Below are 21,857 nucleotides of genomic sequence, written 5' to 3' on the forward strand. Positions count from 1 at the left end.
GCACGACGTGGTCGGCGGCCATGATCAGCACCACGGCCTGCGGGTCGCTGGCGGCGGCGTGGAGGGCGGCGACCGCCACGGCGGCGGCCGAGTCGCGGCCCTGCGGCTCGAGCAGGATGTCGGCGGCAAGACCGAGCTGGTCGCGCTGCTCGGCGACGATGAACCGGGCCTCGGCCGAGGCGATGACGGTGGGCGTGGCGAAGACGGCGGCGTCCGACACCCGCGCCAGCGTCGCCTGGAAGGTCGAGCGCTCGGCGTCGACCAGACGGGCGAACTGCTTGGGCATGCTCTCGCGCGAGGCCGGCCACAGCCGCGTCCCCGTCCCACCGCACAGAACGACCGGACGGACTGAGACGACGGCTTCCGACATAAGATCCGTTTCCCGAGGATTGCGTTCTTTCCGAGGGCCCTCAGGGGCGGAACGCCGCGGTCTCACTGGACCAGATAGGCGCGGCTCGGCGCACGCTGCACTCCGGGCGCCGTCAGGCGCCTGCGGGCCAGGACGCCGTCCACGAAGCGGCTGATCTCCTCCGAGAAACGGCCGACACCGAAGTCGGCAGCACGGCGGACGAGCCGCTCCGGCTCCACGCCGATGGTCCGGCAGCGCTCGACGGCATCGATCAACGCTTCAACGGATTGTTCGTGGAAGAACGTTCCGGTGATTCCGTCGAGGACCGTTTCGGTAACGCCGCCTTTGCCATACGCGACGACGGGCCGTCCACTCGCCATCGCCTCGACAGGGACGATGCCGAAATCCTCCTCTCCGGGGAAGATCAAGGCTTGGCAGCGCGCGTAATGATGCTTCAACACGTCGAAGGGCTGTGGGCCGAGAATCCTGATATGTGGACCGGCCATGCTGTGCAACTCGCGCAACATTTCACCGCCACCGATCACCACGAGTGGCTTCTGCAAGCGGTTGAAGGCCTGGATCGCCAGTTCCGGCCGCTTGTAGCGCACCAACTCCCCGACCATGAGATGATAATCGCCGAGCTCACCGGCCGGGACAGTCTCGAACGCCGCGGTATCCACGGGCGGATGAATGACCTCTGCCTGGCGCCGGTAGTAGGTCTCGATCCGCCGGGCTACCGTGTTTGAATTGGCGATGAATTCGTGGACCCGGCCTGCCGAGATGGCGTCCCAATTCCGGATATAGTGGGCCATTGGCGGCATCATCAGGCGGGTGAGCAATCCTGTACGCTCGCGATAGTCATGGTACATGTTCCAGACGTACCGCATCGGCGAGTGGCAATAGCAGATGTGGACCGCATCGGAGGGCGGGATGATGCCTTTCGCGGGACCGGACTCGCTGCTGATGATCAGATCGTACCCGCGCAGATCGAGCTGCTCGAGAGCCATCGGCATCAGGGGAAGATAGGATTTATACCGTTTGGCCGCGAACGGTAACGTACCGATGAAGGATGTCGTCACACGGTGCGCGGCGATGGCCGGCGACATGGCTTGCGGCGCGTAGACGTGTGTGAAGATATCGGCTTCGGGGTACAGGTTGCACAGCGCCTCGATGACCTTCTCGCCTCCGCGCATCCCGACGAGCCAGTAATGGACGATCGCGACTTTCATCAATCAAACCTTGATCCCACGACCATCAGACAAGGCGGCCGGCGCCGTTTGGAGGGCAGCCGAAGGGGCATGCGCGTCGCAAGCGGGTCCCACTCCGGACGCCGTCCGACGAGAGGCGGGCCACTCTGCCCATCGGCAGGGACCCTGATCGACTGCGACCGTGCAGCCTTTCCATAGGCAATGGACCATGAATGTGGTGTTCTCAGCTCGATCTGAAACAGGTATCTTCAATAGGGCAGGGGTCAATCAAACGTCGGGCCGATCCGATATCGAGGGCCTCCAAACCCCCTGACTGGGTCTCGTGACGTGCGCGCTGTGGCCGCGGTGCGCGGGTCGGGCCGGGTTCCAGGGGACAAAGCCTGCATCCGGTGCCGGCCCCGTCCGCTGGCCGGGCTGGCGCAGATCCACGCGCGTGCAGTGTCGCCCGAAACGCTGTCCTTTCCCGGCGCGCATGGCAGGGACAATCCCCATCCACATCGGCTCCTGCATGATGGATGCCGCTTTGGCATGCGCAGATTACTGACGTGGCCGTCCGGATCCGAGACGGCGCTTGCCGTGGTGGCTGTCGCGCCGCCGCGTCGGACAGCGGACGCGCGCCCATGCTCCCGTTCGGCGTGGCGGCATATGCCGTCAAACCGGCGCCGAACTCAACCTCATCGTTCGCGCTTTTAGTCCGTTACAGGTGCGCTCCATAGAGCGTGTCCCTCAACGTGTCATGATCGCTGCTCGCTCTAAATTGAATTTGCGGCCCTAACTCAGTTTATTCCTCTGTTCCCAGGCGGAGCCGGACGGCCTTCCGATCTCCGCGGCGCCGCAGAGCCAGATCGGCGTCCTTGGGCGGAGCGCGCCTGTCCCGGACCTGGGGATGCGCAGTTTCTGGCCAGACGGGAGTGCCGATGGAGCTTGGCGGGCGGTCCGTTCGCGAAAAGCACAACGCCGGTCGAGGCTCGTCTCTTGCGTGTCAACCATCCAGGCATGCGGCTCTCTCCGCGCCAGCCGCACGCAGTGCACAAATGTTCGGTGAGCATCCAGACGAGATAGATATATCGCGGCATTGCGCCGACGCAGGGCAGAAGGCGGATTTGGTCGCGGCGTCCGTGGCGTAAGCGCTGTAAAGCTGCGGCTGGACACGTCAAGCCGTCCCCAATCCTTGGGATTTTGAGCCGCTCGAAGACTGAAATATGGGCTACGGCTCAGCTTGTAATAAGTGCGATGATTTGATATTCAGCCGTTAATAACTGATTAATCAATTTTCCGCTTCCCCTGCCGACTTCCTTCACGAGGAGCCGACACCATGCTGCGCGACGCTGGCCAGCCGCTTCACACCATCCTGCGTGCGCCGCACCATGGTGTCGAGTTGGCCAATCACGTGAGCGAGGCTGCGGAGGCCGTTGCCGAGGCGGTTCTGCCAGCGGCGCCCTTCGTGACGCGAGGCCCCCGCTTGAACTGGGCGGCCAAGCGTGGGCTCGATATCACGGTATCGGCCACGGCGCTGTTCCTGCTCCTGCCGCTGATGCTGTTGATCGCCGGCCTCATCTATGCCGGCGATCACAAGTCGCCGATCTTCCGTCACATGCGACTTGGTCGCGATGGGCGTCGTTTCGGCTGCCTGAAGTTCCGCTCGATGGTGACGGATGGCGACGCCGTGCTGGCAGCGCACTTGGCCGCCAATCCGCGGGCCCGTGCCGAATGGGAGGCGACCCACAAGCTCAGCGACGACCCGCGCATCACGGCCATCGGGCACGTGCTGCGCAAGACCTCCCTCGACGAGTTGCCGCAGCTCTGGAACGTGCTGCGCGGCGAGATGAGCCTTGTCGGGCCGCGCCCGATCGTGCCGGCCGAAGTCGTCCGCTACGGGCGAGCCTTCCCGACCTGCTTTGCCGTGCCGCCAGGCGTGACCGGCTTGTGGCAGGTCTCGGGCCGTTCCGACACGACCTACCGCGAGCGTGTGGCGCTCGATCTCGACTACGCGACCCGCTGGAGCCTGCGCCGGGATCTCGCCATCATGATCCGCACCGTGCCAGCCGTCCTGGCCCAGCGCGGGAGCCGGTGAGGCGGCATCCACCCGGCAGGGCAGCCCTCTGTCGCGTCAGAACGCCCACCGGCGCGATGATGATCACGCCGCCGCGGCAGGTCCGGTCCTGGCCGCTGCCGCTGATGCGTCGGGTCGGCATTGCTCGAGGCGGGTTTCCGCGGGGAGCCGGCGCCGGGACCAGATCGCGCCGGCGCGCGGCAGCGTCACCGAGCGGCCCCTCCGCAAGGGCCGGCATCCGAGGCACAGGTCGCGTGGAATATGGCGGCGCGCTCTGCGCAGACGGCCGGGAACCTTCTGCCTGCGCACGGCCCGCGGGGCACCGGTAAAACATTTGCTACTGCAGCGATTGACGACCGCTGCGGGCTGTGGAGGGTTCCAGCATTGGCCATTTTCGACCCGCGTCAGCACGATGATCCGATTTGGTATGATCGGGTCGAACCCGACGAGCCTCCGGGGCCGATCCTTCAGGGGCTGGCCCTTTCGTTTCTACTTCTCAAGGCGGGTCTTGAGGTGGCGGTTTCTCTGTTCTGGCTCCCGACCACATTGTGGTGCGGAGTATCAGGTTGGATCGCCACGGCAAGGCGGTCCTGATTGAAGCGTCGCGCGCCGCGCCGTGATGGTCCGGCGCCAGGCATCCGTTCCCGAGCCCACCCGATCGACGGGTCGGCCGTATCGCTGACCGAGCCGCGATGGCTGGGACCCTCCGGGCTGGTGCCAACCTCTGCGCGAAGCCAGGGTCCGCTCCGGACAGGTGTGCGGACGATCGAGCAGTCTCTCCAACCCGGCCGATACGCGCGACGGCCCGCCCGGACGCGCGGCCAAATCCCGAGAGCGCCGATCTCGCTGGGGTCGGGCGGATTCGGTGCAGCCGGACGACCTGGCTCGACATCGGGCGCCGCGTTTCCCGCCCGAGGGCAGGGAGCGGAGGTTGCGGCGCTATGGTGCTTGCGACCGCGCAGGCGGAGCCGCAGAGCGGCGCGGCGACCCACGCTTCCGGGAAACCGTCGCGGCCAGGCACCGGCCTCGTCGCGCTGGCCGCTGCGCACCGTGCCATCCTGTACCGCAGGGCCGGCCAGATCAGATGTCCTGAAATGCCGTTGCTTGGAGCACCGGAGCTTAGGTTTGTGCCGCGGGAAAGCACCGCCCGGCGCGAACCTTGGTCACTGGCCGCCGATCCTGTACGCAGGGCTTCAGCGGTCCGCAGCGTCAGACCGCGTCGCTTGGGTTGCGGCGCGAAATATGATGATACACTGTTCATCAACGAGATAGCTGTCTGATCGGTCGAAGCACAGTATTCTCTGACCGCAACTTGAGAGCGGGGTCGGCATGCGCGCCGCCAGAGCTCGAGGCCCCGGACGATGGCGGTTTCCGTCAGGCGGGGCGGCCAGAGGTGTCATGGGAACGCGGCACGGAACGCGAGCGGCCTGCCGAGGTGGAAGCGGCAATGAATAGATGCATCATTGGCTGGCATTTAGATAAATAATTTATTCGGTTGATTGAATGAGCTTGCTTGACGAGAGGGTGCCCAATTTCTGGGGCACGCATTTCAGTAGAGTCGAACGGCGTGTGCTCGGATGAGAAGTTCAGAAATTGGACGGTCCACGCGATTCTGGCATCTGGGGAAAGCGCTGCGAGCCCGCAGGATGTCCGCAAAGGAACGATCACGCTCGATCGGGGTATGCCGGTCATGTGGTGAGACAGTGAAAGTTCCGGACGTGTACTGCCTGTCCTGCGCGACCGATCAGGCTGACCGTGATGCAGCATATTTCGATCATTGGTTGGTTGTGTCTGCTTGCCTGTTCGTGCTGATAGCAATAATCATTGTTGTTTATTCATTGCTGTAACGATTCAGGTCGTGGTCTTTGCATTGCTTTCCGCGTGATCGCAGCCCTCAGCCGAGCCTGCATAGGCCACGGCCACAGACGATCGGCAGCGGTGACGCCTGATGACACGTGCTCTGTGTTCGGTTCCCCGGGGACCTGCGAGCGCGGGCAAGTTGGCGAGTCCAGCCGAAAACCGAAATGTGGACCTTCCTGCAGGCCGTACGGCCGGTGAGCAGGACAGCACCAGCGGCGGCATTGCCGCAAAGGTCCCGAGAGGGGGCGCGGCAATCCTCGCCAGGGTGCCGGTCGTGGTCGAGCTGCGGAACCTGCTCGCGGTCAGGGCAACGAAGCCGAGGCCGGCACCTGGCCGAGCAGGTGCCGCGCAGCCTGAACCAACCTCAATCGCACGGAAACACGGCGCGGACGTCAGGTGCCCTATCCGGAACCGCGCCGGAGTCGTTCCGGGATTGGCGGTTATCCGGTTGTATTTCAACTGCCGGACTTCCCGTATTCCAACCGGATCGGCCCTTATTGAAACGTGGAATTAGCTTGTTCGAGCCATTATCGAATGGCCCGACTGCGATATGATTTGGCTGCATTGCGTGGAAAATTGAGAACGACGGAGATGCAGGCGTCAGCCTGCAATAAAAGGCGCAAAAAACTATGAGAGAGTGACAATCTTGAGCGACGAGCCATGCCGTATCATTATTTCCTACCTCAATTGACCGATGCAGGTGAGAGGCGATAGTTAAAATGGTTATGAAATGCCATATTCATCGCACCATTGCAGTTTGCGATATGGTTGGGTGGGCTTTGATCAGGCTGTCGGTTGGGGGAGGTCAAAATGCTCGGCGTGTTCGTGGCTGGGACGCTGGCTGGCGCAGTGGCCCTTGGCTTCAGTACGCCCGCTTCGGCTGGTTCAGACATCACGTCCGCCGGGATCGCCACCGGCCGGCTTTATGTGATCGGTACGACCGAGCGACCTCACACGACGGTGGTCTTGGATGACCGATTTCGGACAGAGTCCGATGATCGCGGGAAATTCCAATATGAATTGGTGTACCATCCTGCCAGCTGCATCGTTTCCGCTTCCATCGAGGGACATATCTTCGAAGCTGTTGTCGGCAATTGCGGTCAGCAGGTGATGCCCGGAACGTGGCTCGAACCGAAGCCGGCCATGACGACGGCGGCTCCTCTTCGGCGGATCTTGTCACCAGAAGCCGAATTGGGGTCGACCTTGTTATGCCCGTCCGTTCGAATGGAGCGGTCGCAGGATCCCGTATCCGTCGAGCCCGCCGATCGCGCGCCGCCCGTGTTCACCGTCTTGTCCTGGACGGAGTTCCTGCCGCGAGACTAGCTTGGGGCCGCGTCGGATGGGGTGAGCGTCCCGCTCGCCGCGGATCAGCCGGGGCCCGGGCGGCCGCCGCCGGCGGCATCCCTTTCCGGACGGCGGCGTTGCAGCCGGAATCAGGGATGGCCCGCCTTGCGTGAGCGGTCGTGCAGGGACGGAGACGAACCCTAGGTTCTCGGCTCGCAGGATGCGAATCCGAAGGGTTCATGGGACCGCCGTCGCTGACGGGTTCGAGCCCCGGGAACTGCCGAAGGCGTCCGGTGGCCGAACCCGAGCGATCTCGCTCCGGAGGTCGTCGGGCTGAAGCGGCCGGGCGCAGCCCCGACACCGCCGCGCCGGACCTATCGTGCCGTTCTGTCAGGCGCTCTGTGCCACCGATGCCGGGTTCCGCGATCGAGGCAATGACCGGCCGGCCGACGGGACCGCAACGGGCCAAGATCGGGCCTGCGCGGATCCGGAGACGCTAGGCGGTGCCGGCAATGCCGCGACGCACCGGATCAGCAACCTGAGCAGATGCTGCTCGTGGCCATGCGTCCGCCCTTCAAGAGGGTCTCCATCGTCGCCTCGCGGTCGTAATCCAAGGGCGCCTTGCCGGCTTTGAGACCCGATTCCGGCGCAGGGCCTTTCCCCGACGTGGTCGCCGTCTCCCGGATGTCGACATCGTCATACATCCGGGAGACCGAGGCGTAGACCGGCGGTTTGATCAGGTCCTGCGGACGCAAGGTCTTCCAGGCCAGGCGCGAGCGCCTGGAGAAATCAAGCACTGCCAGAGGGTTGACGCCGCGTTGCCCCGACTCGGCGTTCTGAAGCTTCAGCGTGCCGGGAATGACGACGGGCATCGGGCCGTCATCCGCTTCGGGCTGCGGCGCTGCAAGGTCCACGAGCGGGGCCGTCGGCGCCGTTGTAGCCGCCATCGCGGTCGGTGGCGGCAGCGCGCTATAGGCGGTCGGGCTCAGCGGCACATGTGAGCATGCACTGGATGCCAGCACTGCCACAAGTGTTCCGATCCGTTTGAAAGCCATGGCCGACCTCGTGGCGCGCCGGGCCATTCTAGCCAAGCTTGAGTCCGGACATAGCAGTTTTGCGTGGCCAGAGTCTAGCCGAAACAAGTCGGTAGCGGAAAATCGAAGTGCATATACATTGTAAAAACAGTCATCGCCTGGTGGCCGCGGGCGTCATTGAGCCATATGGGTGCCGTATAATAGATTTTTAAGTTAGATCCGAAATCCCGGCCCTTTCAGAAAACAAGGCAGGGAGCATCTGGCGGATTGCGTCCTCGCGGTCTGAGGGACGACTTGAGCGGACGTGGTCGTTCTCCTGATGAAGCCAATCTGCGCTCACCAATCTGCACAGCGAGCCATGCGATCGGCTCCCCCGGGGCTTCATCCATGCAGGGCTGCGTTCCTGTGCAGCGGGAAGCTCGACCATGTCTCCGCGAAAGCGGCGCGATAGCCGGAAGCATTGACGCTTTGGCCCGATGGGGCCGCCGAGTTCGACGTCGCGTCCATCGCCGCGATCCGAGGAGCGCGCGAGGTCTCTGCCCTTACGAGGTCTCTGCGCTTGCGAGATCCTGCAGGAGGACGGCTTCGCCCCAGCAGATCACCGTCACGCTGAAGCGGGCCGGGGCCGGAACGCCCGCCGCGGGAGGGGCCGGTCGGATCAGCCTCCCAAGGCGGCGCCAGATCCGATGCTTCAGCGCCCGACGGAGTCGACCAACGATTCTGCGGTCGGGGCTGCAACCCCGCCTGAGGCGTCCGGGCGCGACCTGGTCCAGTCGCAGGCCGAGGCCAGGAGCGAAATCGCGATCTGGTGGGGGTGCAAGGGGAGCCAACCGCGAAGGCCCCCGGGGCCGCGACCCTCATAGGCGAGGTCTGTGCATCGGAGCGGACGAGTAGCGGTCGGGATTGCTCAGAAGCTCCGGGAAAGGCCGGCCTTTGGGGCGAAGAAAGGGCCGTTCGACACAGTGCCAACTCAGAAGAGCGAAACAGAAGACGATCGGGAGTGTGAGTGCTATCAACGTCAACGGCGTCACGTCGGGAATGGTTTGAATAATCAGATTCTGAATGGGCCATGCGTAGAGATACAGTCCGTATGTCGGATCTGTGCGATCGATCCAGCGGCTCAGATGGTTCGCTGGTGTCGCCAGCGCGTACCAGAAGATCAGGTAGCCGCCGAAGATCGCGAAGGCAGGTTCCGCCAGCGGGGGAACAAACAGGAAGGCCGTGCAAGCTGTCAGCGCAAGCACTGCGCCGCGGCGCGTCAAGGAAATGACGTCTCGCCAGATGTAATATGCGGATCCGACCAGGAAGATGAAGGTCAGGCGGATCGTGGCGGTGGAGCTGCCGAAGATCGCACTCCCGTGCGGGATGTCCGGCAGCGCATCACGATAGAAATAGAGGACGCTAAACCCGGTGATGACGGCTAGAAAATACGGCCGTCGCGCCTTGGTCGAGATGAAGGCTATCCCGATGGCCAGCAGATAGCAGCGGAACTCGTAGGAAATCGTCCACATGGAGCCGTTCAGGTCCGGATGCGGCAACCCGGCAAACGAACCGGGTAGGACGGGAAGGCCCAGCGAGAACAGCTTCACAGCAGATTTGACGACGGGAACGTCGCTGATGCTTCCGCCCGACAAGGTGCCGAACAGGAGAAGAGACACGATGAAGGCTGCAATGAAGCCGGGGTATATTCGGGCGATGCGCTTGCCGATATAGCCGGTCACGGATCGAGAGGATCGGGCGCTCTTCGTGATGAGGTAGCCGCTGATCAGAAAGAAACCGTCGACAGCCAAGTCGCCCGAGAAGGCATTCCCGGTCATCCGTACAAGGAAATCGCGCTCGCGATTTCCGTCAATCAGCTCGGGAGCGTGGCCGATGATGACCAACAGGGCGAACGCAATCCGGAGCGTGCCGAAATTGTTTCCCGATTCGCCTCGCGTGACGGCTGGAGCAAGGGCACTCATGGAAGCGTGGTCTCGCGGTTCAATATGCGCCCGAGCGGTGTTGTTATCCGGTCTGACGACCATTCGGACCGAGCAGCAGGATCGGCCGGTTTCCAGGGTCACAAACTGGTAAAGGCTCAGGGTATGTCGTCCCTATAGCCGATTAAATTAAGATCCGCAGTGCGTGTGGGTTGCGTAGTTCTTTTAGTCACGCTTGGTCGAACGCCCTCGACTAATCGTTTGATCCCGGACCGGTGGGATCGACCGGATTATCGTCGGCTTGCCTGCGGCGAAAACGACGGGACCTCGACCGGACCGGCCGGCTCTTGGCTTGGCAAACGGTGCGGGTCCGCCAGGGCAGAAGGCGGCTTCCAGGGCGCGTGGCCAAGGTCGGGGCTGTCTCGTGATGGACGATCCGCAGCGCGATAGGATCAGGCTGCCGGACCGGATTCCTAGCCCGCCGCGGCGGCTGCCCTGTCGCGGCGGGCCAGGGCGGAACCGCTTTCCCGTCGGCGCCCGGTGTCAGCCCTGGAGGGTGGCGACGGCGGGTGCCCCGATGCCGGCCGGTATGACAGAGGTCTCGCGCCGCTGCGGATCCCTGTCACCGGGCCGCGTCCTTCAACCACTGTTTGACAGACCGCCTTGCATCTCCCGAAAACCGCCGCCTACAAGTTTGCCGACTTAAGGCTCGGCCGCGCTCGAGCGGGAACATGACGGCGCCGGCCCGAGGCACGGCGCCGCTGGGAGGATACCACGTGACATTCGCCCGATATGGCGCGGCGCTGGCGCTGCTCTGCGGATTCGGTTCTCTGTCGCCCCTCCGGGCCGACGAGTGCCCCAACCGCGGCCAGCTCGACGACGCCTATTGCGACGCCAACAAGGACCTCGTCGCCGACGTCCCGGCCAAGACCCGCGACCCGAGCGTCATCGTCTTCGCCTACACGCCGGTGGAGGATCCCGCGGTCTACGAGAATTCGTTCAAGCCGTTCACGACCTATCTGAGCCAGTGCACCGGCAAGCGCGTCGTCTACTACCCGGTCCAGTCGAACTCGGCCGAGATCGAGGCGATGCGCTCGGGCCGGCTCACGGTGGCGGGCTTCTCGACCGGGCCCCTCGGCTTCGCCGTGAACATGGCCGGCGCGATCCCGTTCGCCGCCAAGGGCACCGAGAAGGGGCCTGAGGGCTACAACCTGATCGTCGTGGTCAAGGCGAGCAGCCCGTACAAGACGCTGGCCGACCTCAAGGGCAAGCGCGTGGCCCACACCGCCCCGTCCTCGAATTCCGGCAACCTCGCCCCGAAGGCGCTGTTCCCCGAGCAGGGGCTGAAGCCCGGCGAGGATTACAAGCTCCTCTACTCGGGCGGCCACGACAAGTCGGCGCTGGGCGTCGGCACCGGCGATTACGACGCCGCCCCGGTGGCCTCGGACGTGTTCTACCGGATGGTCGCCCGCGGCACGATCAAGGGCGACGATTACCGGGTGATCTACACGAGCGAGAAGTTCCCGACCTCGGGCTTCGCCTACGCCCACGATCTCAAGCCGGAACTCGCCGAGAAGCTGAAGCAGTGCTTCTACGATTTCCGCTTCCCGCCCGACATGGTGAAGGATTTCGAGGGCGACGACCGGTTCGCGCCGATCACCTACCTCAAGGACTGGGCGATCGTCCGCAAGGTCGCGGAGGAATCGGGCACGCCGTACAACAAGGTCGCCTACGAACGCGAGGCCGCCCGCGAGGCCGAGGCCGCGCGCAAGAAGGCCGCGGGCGCGCCCAAGCCGTGACGCAAACCGTGACGCAAGCCGCGACGGCGGGGAGCGCGACGCGCGCGGTGGCGGTCGGACCCGACGGCGATCCCCGCGCGGAGGATCCCCGCGCGCTGGTGATCCGCGGGCTGACCAAGGCGTACCGGGCCGGCCAGCCGGTCCTGAAGGGCATCGACCTCGTGGTGCCCGGCACCGGGCTCACGGCGATCATCGGGCCGTCCGGCACCGGCAAGAGCACGCTGATCCGCTGCATCAACCGGCTCGTGCCGCCGACCTCGGGGGAGATCCTGTTCCGCGGCGAGGACCTCGCCCGGCTCTCCGGCCCCGCTTTGCGCCGGGCGCGGCGCCGGATCGGGATGGTGTTCCAGGAGTACAATCTGGTTGAACGCCTCTCGGTGATGGAGAACCTGCTCTGCGGCCGCCTCGGCTACGTGCCGGCCTGGCGCGCGTGGCTGCGCCGTTTCCCCGAGGCCGACATCGCCCGCGCCTTCGACCTCCTCGACGCGGTCGGCCTGTCGGGCTTCGCCACGCGCCGGGCCGACGCCCTGTCGGGCGGACAGCGCCAGCGCGTCGGCATCGCCCGGGCGATCATGCAGGAGCCCGAGATCGTGCTCGCCGACGAGCCGACCTCGTCCCTCGACCCGAAGAGCTCCGTGGAGATCATGGAGATCCTGTCCCGGCTCGCGGCCGAGCGCGGCGTGCCGGTGGTGGTCAACATCCACAACGTGGCGCTCGCCCAGCGCTTCGCCGCCCGGATCGTCGGCATGTCGGGCGGGCACGTGGTCTATGACGGGCCGCCGGACCGGCTGAGCGAGGCTGACCTGCGCGGCATCTACGGCGGCGAGAACTGGCTCGAATGAACGCGCCCGCCCGCCCGGCTTCCCCCGGCGCTTCCCCCGGCCGCGTCGCGTTCCGGCCCAACTGGACCGCGCGCGCCGGCTGGGCGCTCCTCGCCCTCTACGCGGTCTACGCGGCGACCCAGCTCGGCTTCTCGCCCGAGCGCTTCGCCGGCGGCCTCGCCCATGGCGGGCAGTTCCTGGCCCGGATGTTCCCGCCGAACTTCTCCCGCTGGGAGCTGATCCAGTCGGGCATCCTCGAGAGCCTGCAGATCGCCGTGATCGCGACGGTGATCGGCATCGCGGTCGCCCTGCCGATCGGCTTCCTGGCGGCCCGCAACCTGATGCCGCCCTGGGTGACGTGGCCGACGCGCATCCTGATCGCGCTCTGCCGGTCGTTCCACCCGATCATCGTGGCGATCCTGTTCGTGAAGGCGATCGGCTTCGGGGCGCTCGCCGGCGTCATGGCGCTGATCGTCGCCTCGGTGGGCTTCATCGCCAAGCTGTTCGCCGAGGCGATCGAGGAGATCTCCCTGAAGCAGGTCGAGGCGGTGCGGGCGACCGGCGCCGGCTTCCTGTCGACCCTGATCATGGGCGTGCAGCCGCAGGTGCTGCCGCGCTTCATCGGCTTCGCCACCTACCAGCTCGACTCCAACCTGCGGAACTCGACCATGGTGGGTATCGTCGGCGGCGGCGGCATCGGCGCGACGCTGTTCACCGCCTACCAGCGCTTCGACTTCGACGTGGTGCTGGCGATCCTGATCGTCATCGTCGCCCTGATCATGGTGGCCGAGATCGTCTCCGGCTGGGCCCGCAAGGTGTTCCAGTGAGCGTCGCCCTCGCGTCCGCTTCCGCCGGCCCGCGCCGCTGGCAGCGCTTCCCCCTGTGGAAGCGGCTGGCGCGGCTCGCCTTCACGCTCTGCGCGGTGGCGGCCTTCGTGGCGAGCCTGCGCACGATCGAGGTGATCCCGGAGTTCCTCTACGACGCCCCCGACCAGCTGGCCGACCTGTTCGGCCGGATGTGGCCGATGGATGCGGGCTATGTCGGGCCGACCCTGCGGGCGCTGGTGGAGACGCTCCATATCGCGACGCTCGGCACCCTGATCGCCATCGCGATCGCGGTGCCGATCGGGCTGATGGCGGCCCGCAACGTCACGCCCAACCGGGCGCTGAACCTGTTCGCCAAGTTCGTGTTCGTGACCTCGCGCTCGGTGAATTCCCTGGTCTGGGCGCTGCTGTTCGTGGCGGTGTTCGGCCCGGGGCCGCTGGCCGGGACCCTGGCGATCGCGCTCCGCTCCGTCGGCTTCACCGGCAAGCTCTTCGCCGAGGCTCTGGAGGAGGCGAACCGCGGCTCGATCGAGGCCCTGCAGGCCGCGGGCGCCGGCCGGATGTCGACGCTGCTCCTCGGCTACTGGCCGCAGGTGAAGCCGGCCTTCTGGTCGATCGCGCTGTTCCGCTGGGACATCAACATCCGCGAATCCGCCGTGCTCGGGCTGGTCGGCGCGGGCGGCATCGGCGTCGCGCTCGATACCGCCCTGAACCTGCTCTACTGGGACCAGGTCGCCGTGGTGCTCGCCGCGATCTTCGGCGTCGTCATCCTGGCCGAGATCGTCGTGACGGCGCTCCGCGCCCGGACGCTCTGAGACGGGGCCCCGTCAGCGCCCCAGCGACATGCCGAGCGGCGGCTCGACCTCCGGCGGCAGCGGCGAGACGTAGCCGGTCGTGCCGACCCGCCGGGCGAGGTCCGCCTTGGCGGCGTCGCGCAGGGCCGCGTCGGTGAGCGCCCGGGCGCCGGTGGCGGCCATCGCCTTGGCGACCTGCACCATCGCCTTGTGGGCGGCCGGGGTCTTCCCCTGCGCCACCACCTGCCAGGTGTGGAACGGCGTGCCGATCGCCACCGTGGGCGCGTGGGCCTGGACGGTCGGCACCACCCAGCTCACGTCGCCGACATCGGTGGAGCCCACCGCCGGGTTGCGCGGCGCGTCGAGGGGCACGAGGAAATCGGCGAGCGGTGCCTCGGTGCGCGGCATCCCGATGGCGCGGAACACCGCATCGATGTCGCCGTCGGTGAGCGTCGCCCGGATCGCCTGCGCGAACTCCCGGTCGGCCTCGTCGAAATGCGGCGGCCCGAGTTCCTCCATGACGCCGTGCAGCGCCCGCTCCAGGGGATCGTTGCCCAGCAGGTTCGACACCGCGCTGACGATCCGCACCTCCACAGCGGTCTCGGTCATCAGGGCGGCGCCTTGCGCGATCTTCTTGACCCGCTCGACCAGCGCCAGCATGCCCGGCAGGTCGCGGGCCCGGATCGAGTAGCGCACGGTCGCGCTGGCCTGGACGACGTTGGGGGCGATGCCGCCGGCGTCGAGATAGGCGTAGTGCACCCGCGCGTCGGACGGCATGTGCTCGCGCATGTAGTTCACGCCGACGCTCATCAGCTCGACGGCGTCCAGCGCCGAGCGCCCGAGATGGGGCGCGGCCGCCGCGTGGGCGGTGCGGCCGGTGAAGACGAAGTCGGCCCGGGTGTTGGCGAGCGCCACCGGCGGCGCCACCTCCCAGAAGCTGCCCGGATGCCAGGAGATCGCGATGTCGGCATCCGCGAAGGCACCGGCGCGGACCATGAAGGCCTTGGCGGCGCCGCCCTCCTCGGCGGGACAGCCGTAGTAGCGCACGCGGCCGGGCGTGCCGGTCTCGGCGAGCCAGTCCTTCACGGCCGTGGCGGCGAGCAAGGCCGCCGAGCCGAGGAGGTTGTGGCCGCAGCCGTGGCCATGGCCGCCCGCCTCCACCGGCCGGTGCTCGGCGACGCCCGCCTCCTGCGACAGGCCCGGCAGGGCGTCGTACTCGCCGAGGAAGGCGATGACCGGCCCGCCCGCGCCGGCTTCGCCCATCACGGCGGTGGGGATGCCGGCAACCGCTTCCGTGATCCGGAAGCCCTGGTGGCGCAGCTCGGCGACGTGCTCGGCGCAGGAGCGCGCTTCCGTGTAGCAGACCTCCGGCATGCCCCAGACGCGCTCGGACAGGGCGATCAGCCGCGCCTTCTGCGCGTCGACGTGGCGCCACACGGTGTTGCGGTTGTCCATGGCGGGAATCTCCGGGAGGGCGTGTCGGCCGTCCTGTTGCAGGGCCGGGGCCAGGAAACCACAGGGATGGATCCGGTGACGACACGTTTCGGTTGAAGCGTCACTGGCCCGCCCCTTGCCAAGGCCGCTGCCGGAATGTTGCTGTGCCGCTCGCGGCGGTAAATGGGAATGCGTACATGGACGAGCGGGATCTGCGCGGCCTGATCGGGCGGGTGAAGGACGGCCGCCTGTCGCGGCGCGCCTTCGTGCAGCGCATGGTGGCGGTGGGCCTCACTGCGCCCATGGCCGGTCTGATGCTGGCCGGCAACGACGTCGCCATGGCGGCCGATATCCGCTCCGGCTACAAGCCGACCAAGGCCGGGGGTGGCGGCGCGCTCAAGCTCCTCTGGTGGCAGGCCCCGACGCTGATCAACCCGCATTTCGCCGTCGGCACCAAGGATCAGGACGCCTCGCGGATCTTCTACGAGCCGCTCGCCGCCTGGGATCCGGACGGCAACCTCGTGCCGGTGCTGGCCGCCTCGATCCCGTCCAAGGAGAACGGGGCGCTCGCCGCGGACGGCCGCTCGGTGGTCTGGACCTTGAAGCCGGGCGTGAAATGGCACGACGGCAAGCCGCTCACCGCCGACGACCTCGTCTTCACCTGGGAATATGCCCGCGACCCCGCCACCGCGGCGGTGACGGCCGGCTCCTACAAGGATTGCAAGGTCGAGAAGATCGACGACCTCAGCGTCCGGGTCCTGTTCGACAAGCCGACGCCCTACTGGTGCGACGCCTACGTGGGCATCGTCGGGATGGTGCTGCCCAAGCATCTGTTCGGGCCCTACAGCGGCGCCAAGTCCCGGGACGCGCCCCAGAACCTCGCCCCCGTGGGCACCGGCCCGTACCGGTTCGTGGAGTTCCGGCCTGGCGACATCGTCCGCGGGGAGCGCAACCCCGACTACCACCTGCCGAACCGCCCGTACTTCGACACCGTCGAGATGAAGGGTGGCGGCGACGCGGTCTCGGCCGCCCGCGCCGTGCTCCAGACCGGCGAGTACGACTATGCCTGGAACATGCTGATCGAGGACGAGGTCCTGAAGCGCCTGGAGACCGGCGGCAAGGGCCGGGTCGACGTGGTCTATGGCGGCAAGCTCGAGTTCCTGCTCCTCAATGCCACCGACCCGAATGTCGAGGTCGACGGCGAGCGTGCCTCGATCACCACCAAGCACCCCGCCTTCTCCGACCCGAAGGTCGCCCAAGCGATCAATCTGCTCGTCGACCGCAAGTCGATCCAGACCTACATCTACGGCCGCACCGGCAAGGCCACCGCCAACACGGTCAACGGCCCGGAGCGCTTCGTCTCCAAGAATACGAGCTTCGCCTTCGATCCGGCCCGCGCCAACGCGCTCCTCGACGAGGCCGGCTGGAAGAAGGGCCCGGACGGCATCCGCGCCAAGGACGGCAAGAAGCTCAAGCTGCTGTTCCAGACCTCGATCAATGCCCCGCGCCAGAAAACCCAGGCGATCATCAAGCAGGCCGCCGCCAAGGCCGGGATCGAGATCGAGCTGAAATCGGTGACCGGCTCGGTGTTCTTCTCCTCCGACCCGGCGAATCCCGACACCTGCACGCATTTCTACGCCGACATGGAAATGTACGCCTACAGCATGACGCAGGCCGATCCGGCGATCTGGCTGCTGATGTACGCCTCCTGGGAGGTGGCCCAGAAGGCCAACAAGTGGCAGGGCCGCAACGTCGTGCGCTGGCGCAACGACGCCTACGACAAGGCCTACAACGCCGCCCAGAGCGAGCTCGACCCGGTCAAGCGGGCGGCGCTCCTGATCAAATGCAACGACCTCGCCGTCTCCGAGAACGTGGTGCCGCTCATCCACCGGGCCGAGGTCTCGGCGGTGGGCGCCGCGCTCACGGCGCCGCGCAGCGGCTGGGACAACGACCTGTCGTTCCTGCCCGACTGGTACAAGGAGGCCTGAGCGGGAGGCGGAGCGCCATGGGCGCCTACATCCTGCGACGACTGCTCATCGCGATCCCGAGCCTGCTCGGCATCAGCCTGATCCTGTTCACCGTCCTGGCGCTGGCGCCGGGTGACCCGTTCGGCGAACTCGCCAGCAATCCGAACGTGCCGCCCGAGGTCCGGGCGGCCCTGCGCGCGAAGTTCGGCCTCGATGACCCGATCTTCACCCGCTATCTCAGCTGGCTCACCGCCATGCTGCACGGCGATTGGGGCTTCTCCTTCGCCAGCCGGGTGAACGTCGATGCCCTGATCCTGCAGCGGCTGCCGACGACGCTGTTCGTCGTCGGCTCCTCCCAGGTGCTGGCGCTGCTGATCGCGATTCCGGTCGGTCTCTACGCCGCGCGCCGGCCCTACTCGCTGGCCGATCAGGTCGCCAACACGCTGGCCTTCGTGGGATTCTCGCTCCCGACCTTCTTCACCGGCCTGCTGTTCATCCTGCTGTTCTCGATCAAGCTGGGCTGGCTGCCCTTCGTCTACCAGGCCGACCTGCCCGGGACCGGGCTCGCCTGGATGTGGGCCAATATCCGGCAGGCGATCATGCCGGTGGCGGTGCTCGGCTTCTTCCAGGCCGCCTCCTACACCCGCTACGTCCGCGCCTCCGCGCTGGATGTGGCCCGGCTCGACTACGTCACCACGGCCCGCGCCAAGGGGCTGAGCGAGGGCACGGTCACCCGCCGGCACATCGCCCGCAATGCCCTGATCCCGGTGGTGACCCTGGTGGCGCTGCAGATCCCGGCGGTGTTCGGCGGCGCCATCGTCACCGAGCAGATCTTCCGGATTCCCGGCATCGGCTCGCTGCTGATCGACGCCATGCTCGCCAACGACACGCCGGTGGTGATGGCCGTGACCTTCGTGTTCGCCGGCCTCGTCATCCTGTTCAACCTCGTCGCGGACCTGCTCTATGGCTGGCTCGACCCTCGCATCGCCCTCCGATGAGGCGCCTGCCCTCGCCCGCGCGCCGGCCTCGCCGGGGCGGGAGACGTGGCGGCGCTTCCGGCGGCACCGGCTGGCGGTGGCCAGCGTCGGCGTGCTGGCGCTCCTCGTCGCCGGGGTGGTGTTCGGCGGCCTGCTCTGGCCGGTCGCCATCGACGACATCGACTTCGCCGCCCAGCTCCAGGGCCCGTCCTGGGACCACCCGTTCGGCACCGACGATCTCGGCCAGGATCTGCTCGCCCGGATGATCTACGGCGGGCGGATCTCGCTCGCCGTCGGCTTCGCCGCCATGGCGGTGGCGAGCCTGATCGGGGTTCTGGTGGGCGCGCTCGCCGGCATGTCGCGCCGCCTCCTCGACCCTGTGCTGATGTGGCTGACCGACCTGTTCCTGTCGCTGCCGCAGCTGCCGCTGCTGCTCCTCGTGATCTACCTGTTCCGCGACAGCCTGAAGGCCGTGTTCGGCACGCAGGGCGGGGTGTTCCTGATGATCGTCGCGGTGATCGGGGGCCTGCGCTGGATGCCGGTCGCCCGGCTGGTCCGGGCGCAGTTCCTGAGCTTGCGCGAGAAGGAGTTCGTGGAGGCGGCCCGCTCGCAGGGCGCGACCACCGGGCACCTCGTGCGCCGCCACATCCTGCCGAACGCACTCGGTCCGGTGATCGTGGCGGCCTCCATCGAGGTCTCGGCGGCGATCATCGCGGAATCGACCTTGTCCTTCCTGGGGCTCGGCTTCCCGCCCGACATCCCGACCTGGGGCCGGCTCCTGTTCGACGCCAAGGACCACCTCGACGTCGCGCCCCACTGGGCGCTGTTCCCGGGGGGGGCGATCTTCCTGACGGTGCTGTCGATCAACTTCATCGGCGACGGCCTGCGCGACGCCCTCGACCCGCGGCGGGTTCTCTAGCGATGGCAGATCCGGTGGACCCAATCCTCTCGGTCTCAGACCTCACCGTCTCCTTCCGCTCGGACGGGCGCTGGCGCGAGGTCGTGCACGGCGTCTCGTTCGACGTGGGCCCGCGCGAGACCGTGGCCCTCGTCGGCGAATCCGGCTCCGGCAAGAGCGTCAGCGCCCTGTCGATCCTGCGCCTCCTGCCGCGGGACGCGAGCCGCATCGGCGGCCGCGTGCGCTTCGAAGGCCGCGAATTGCTCGCCGCCCCCGAGGCCGAGATGCGGCGGGTGCGCGGCGATGCCATCGCCATGATCTTCCAGGAGCCGATGACCTCCCTGAACCCGGTCCTGACCATCGGCTTCCAGATCGCCGAGGCGCTGATCCGGCACCGGGGCCTGTCGCGGTCCGCCGCCGAGGCTGAGGCGCTCCGGCTCCTCGACAAGGTCCGGATCCCGGCCGCCCGGTCGCGCCTGCACGAATACCCGCACCGCTTCTCCGGCGGCATGCGCCAGCGGGTGATGATCGCCATGGCGCTCGCCTGCCGGCCGAAGCTCCTGATCGCCGACGAGCCGACCACGGCGCTCGACGTCACCATCCAGGCCCAGATTCTCGACCTCATCAAGAGCCTCCAGGACGAGGAGGGCATGTCGGTCCTGTTCATCACCCACGACATGGGCGTGGTCGCCGAGATCGCCGACCGCACCGTGGTGATGTACCGGGGCCGCGCCGTGGAGGCCGGCCCGACCGCGCGGATCTTCGACGCCCCCGCCGAGCCCTACACGCGGGCGCTGCTGGCCGCGGTCCCGCGCCTCGGGACCATGGCGGGCCGCGCCCGCCCGATGCGCTTCCCGGTGGTCGACCGGGCCACTGGCCTGGCGGCGCCGACGCCCGAGACGCCCGACACCGTGAAAGCCGCCGAGCGCCCGGTTCTGGAGGTCCGCGACCTGACCACCCGGTTCGACATCCGCTCCGGATTGTTCGGCCGGGTCACCGGCCGGGTCCACGCGGTGGAGCGGGTCTCGTTCAGCCTCGCGGCCGGCGAGACCCTCGCGCTCGTCGGCGAGTCCGGCTGCGGCAAGTCCACCACCGGCCGCTCGATCCTGCGCCTCGTCGCACCGCTCTCGGGCTCGGTCCTGCTCGACGGTGAGGACATTACCAGCCTCGACGCCGGCACCCTGCGCACCCGCCGGCAGAAGATGCAGATGATCTTCCAGGATCCGTTCGCCAGCCTCGACCCGCGCATGAGCGTCGGCGCGGCTGTGGCGGAGCCGCTGCTGATCAACCGCCTCGCCACGCCCCGCGCGGCAAGGCGGCGCGCCGAGGATCTGCTAGCCCGGGTCGGGCTCCCGCCCGAGACCGCCGGGCGCTTCCCGCACGAATTCTCGGGCGGCCAGCGCCAGCGCATCTGCATCGCCCGGGCGCTCGCCTTGAACCCCCGGCTGATCGTGGCCGACGAGGCGGTCTCGGCGCTCGACGTCTCGGTGAAGGCGCAGGTCGTGAATCTGATGCTCGACCTCCAGGCGGAGCTCGGCCTCGCCTACCTGTTCATCTCGCACGACATGGCGGTCGTGGAGCGGGTGAGCCACCGGGTCGCCGTGATGTATCTCGGGGAAATCGTGGAGATCGGGCCCCGGGCCGCCATCTTCGGCGACCCGCAGCATCCCTACACGAAGAAGCTGCTCGCCGCGGTGCCGGTTCCGGATCCGGCCCGGCGCGGCGAGCGGCACGCCCTGCCCGACGACGAGATCCGCAGCCCGATCCGTGCCCCCGACCACCTGGCGCCGGAGCGGCTCTACCGCGAGGTCGCGCCCGGCCACGTCGTCCAGGATTGGGGGAGCGACTGGGACGCGGGCACGGTTCAGGGCGCGGCCGCCTGACCCCGACGGGGTGGAAGCCTCCCGCTCCCGCGGTGTAGCCAGCGTATAGCTTGTGAGAATGCCCGATATACGAGCAATGTTGCTCAGAAAGCGACCAGAGCCAGTAAGAAAGCTTTGATTATTCCCGCATAAATATGGGCCTACACACGCGGTGTGTTGCCGCGATGAAGCGGTCGAGAGGCTTCCTTGCGCGCAAGCGATTTCCGATCCTTCCACGAGGCGTCGAAGCGCAGCGGCGTGATCCTGTCGTTCGGCGGGGATCTGTCCGAGAACATCCTGTTCTCGCTCGGCGAAGTGCTGAAGTTGCGCATGCGGCACGAGGAGACCGATGCCGCGATCGCCAAGCGCGTGTTCTCGATCTTCGTCGAGCAGGCCCAGAACGTGATCCGCTACTCGGCCGACAAGGTCGCGCCCGCGGAGCCGCCGGGCCCGGCCCGGGTCAGCGCCGGCATGATCGCGGTCGGAACCGAGGAGGGCCGGTTCTTCGTGGTCTGCGGCAACGAGGTCGGCAAGACCGAGGTGCCGCGGCTGCGCGAGCGGCTCGACGAGATCTCCGGCCTGTCGAGCGACGAACTCAAGAAGGTCTACCGCGAGAAGCTGCGCCAGCCGCCCGACGAGGGCAGCCTGGGCGGAAGCATCGGACTGATCGAGATCGCACGCCGGTCGAGCGCCCCTGTCGAGTACGACTTCCAGGATCTGGGCGCGGAGCGCAGCCTGTTCTGCCTCAAAGCCTTTATCTGAGGACGGCACGGA

At 67.2% G+C, this 21,857-nt stretch carries 16 protein-coding genes; 11 read left to right on the top strand and 5 right to left on the bottom strand.

Features of this window, described 5'->3' with window-relative positions:
• Both BLT59_RS19645 and BLT59_RS19650 read right to left on the bottom strand, forming a co-directional pair.
• Positions 1-370, bottom strand: a 370-nt coding sequence (locus BLT59_RS19645) for a sugar phosphate nucleotidyltransferase (protein ID WP_175544066.1), incomplete at its 3' end; no start/stop codon positions are given.
• 62 nt (positions 371-432) lie between these two features.
• Positions 433-1,578, bottom strand: a complete 1,146-nt coding sequence (locus tag BLT59_RS19650; protein ID WP_091784162.1) for a glycosyltransferase — start codon at positions 1,576-1,578, stop codon at positions 433-435.
• Positions 1,579-2,872: 1,294 nt separating this feature from the next.
• Between BLT59_RS19650 and BLT59_RS19655 the strand changes: the two genes are divergently transcribed.
• Both BLT59_RS19655 and BLT59_RS19665 read left to right on the top strand, forming a co-directional pair.
• On the top strand, positions 2,873-3,631 hold the full coding sequence (locus BLT59_RS19655) for a sugar transferase (RefSeq protein WP_091784165.1): 759 nt from the start codon (positions 2,873-2,875) through the stop codon (positions 3,629-3,631).
• Positions 3,632-6,280: 2,649 nt separating this feature from the next.
• Positions 6,281-6,793 carry a hypothetical protein gene (locus BLT59_RS19665; protein WP_091784173.1) on the top strand — a complete coding sequence of 171 codons (513 nt, stop codon included), beginning with the start codon at positions 6,281-6,283 and terminating at the stop codon, positions 6,791-6,793.
• A gap of 491 nt (positions 6,794-7,284) precedes the next feature.
• On the opposite strand, the gene BLT59_RS19670 is transcribed toward BLT59_RS19665, so the two are convergent.
• Together BLT59_RS19670 and BLT59_RS19675 are read right to left on the bottom strand one after the other, a co-directional pair.
• Complete coding sequence (locus tag BLT59_RS19670) at positions 7,285-7,809, bottom strand: hypothetical protein (RefSeq protein ID WP_091784177.1); 525 nt, start codon at positions 7,807-7,809, stop codon at positions 7,285-7,287.
• A gap of 836 nt (positions 7,810-8,645) precedes the next feature.
• Entirely contained in the window at positions 8,646-9,749 is a 1,104-nt protein-coding gene (locus BLT59_RS19675; protein ID WP_175544067.1) for an acyltransferase family protein, read from the bottom strand.
• 734 nt (positions 9,750-10,483) lie between these two features.
• On the opposite strand from BLT59_RS19675, the gene phnD reads away from it, so the two are divergent.
• The 4 genes from phnD to phnE (BLT59_RS19695) are packed head-to-tail and all read left to right on the top strand — an operon-like array spanning position 10,484 to position 13,966.
• Positions 10,484-11,506, top strand: a complete 1,023-nt coding sequence (phnD, locus tag BLT59_RS19680) for a phosphate/phosphite/phosphonate ABC transporter substrate-binding protein (RefSeq protein ID WP_091784183.1) — start codon at positions 10,484-10,486, stop codon at positions 11,504-11,506.
• A 47-nt stretch (positions 11,507-11,553) separates the two neighbouring features.
• Positions 11,554-12,348 carry a phosphonate ABC transporter ATP-binding protein gene (phnC, locus tag BLT59_RS19685; RefSeq protein WP_091784537.1) on the top strand — a complete coding sequence of 265 codons (795 nt, stop codon included), beginning with the start codon at positions 11,554-11,556 and terminating at the stop codon, positions 12,346-12,348.
• Positions 12,345-13,154, top strand: coding sequence for a phosphonate ABC transporter, permease protein PhnE (phnE, locus tag BLT59_RS19690; RefSeq protein WP_091784187.1), 810 nt, complete (start codon positions 12,345-12,347; stop codon positions 13,152-13,154). The genes phnC and phnE (BLT59_RS19690) overlap by 4 nt, the downstream gene beginning before the upstream one ends.
• Positions 13,151-13,966, top strand: a complete 816-nt coding sequence (gene phnE / locus BLT59_RS19695; RefSeq protein WP_091784190.1) for a phosphonate ABC transporter, permease protein PhnE — start codon at positions 13,151-13,153, stop codon at positions 13,964-13,966. The genes phnE (BLT59_RS19690) and phnE (BLT59_RS19695) overlap by 4 nt, the downstream gene beginning before the upstream one ends.
• A 12-nt stretch (positions 13,967-13,978) precedes the next feature.
• Here the strand turns inward: phnE (BLT59_RS19695) and BLT59_RS19700 are convergent, their stop codons facing one another.
• Complete coding sequence (locus tag BLT59_RS19700; RefSeq protein ID WP_091784193.1) at positions 13,979-15,400, bottom strand: M20 family metallopeptidase; 1,422 nt, start codon at positions 15,398-15,400, stop codon at positions 13,979-13,981.
• A gap of 176 nt (positions 15,401-15,576) precedes the next feature.
• Between BLT59_RS19700 and BLT59_RS19705 the strand changes: the two genes are divergently transcribed.
• The 5 genes from BLT59_RS19705 (at position 15,577) to BLT59_RS19725 (ending at position 21,845) form a co-directional block, all read left to right on the top strand.
• A complete protein-coding gene (locus BLT59_RS19705; RefSeq protein WP_091784196.1) occupies positions 15,577-17,367 on the top strand; it encodes a peptide ABC transporter substrate-binding protein in 1,791 nt (596 codons plus the stop codon).
• Between the two features lie 17 nt (positions 17,368-17,384).
• A complete protein-coding gene (locus tag BLT59_RS19710; RefSeq protein ID WP_091784199.1) occupies positions 17,385-18,344 on the top strand; it encodes an ABC transporter permease in 960 nt (319 codons plus the stop codon).
• A complete protein-coding gene (locus BLT59_RS19715) occupies positions 18,310-19,242 on the top strand; it encodes an ABC transporter permease (RefSeq protein ID WP_091784203.1) in 933 nt (310 codons plus the stop codon). Before BLT59_RS19710 ends, BLT59_RS19715 begins: the two co-directional genes overlap by 35 nt.
• 2 nt (positions 19,243-19,244) lie before the next feature.
• On the top strand, positions 19,245-21,104 hold the full coding sequence (locus tag BLT59_RS19720) for an ABC transporter ATP-binding protein (protein WP_091784206.1): 1,860 nt from the start codon (positions 19,245-19,247) through the stop codon (positions 21,102-21,104).
• 186 nt (positions 21,105-21,290) lie between these two features.
• Complete coding sequence (locus BLT59_RS19725) at positions 21,291-21,845, top strand: SiaB family protein kinase (RefSeq protein ID WP_091784209.1); 555 nt, start codon at positions 21,291-21,293, stop codon at positions 21,843-21,845.
• Positions 21,846-21,857 lie beyond the last annotated feature (12 nt).

Origin of the sequence: Methylobacterium sp. UNC378MF, assembly GCF_900103195.1 — a bacterium.
GTDB lineage: Bacteria > Pseudomonadota > Alphaproteobacteria > Rhizobiales > Beijerinckiaceae > Methylobacterium.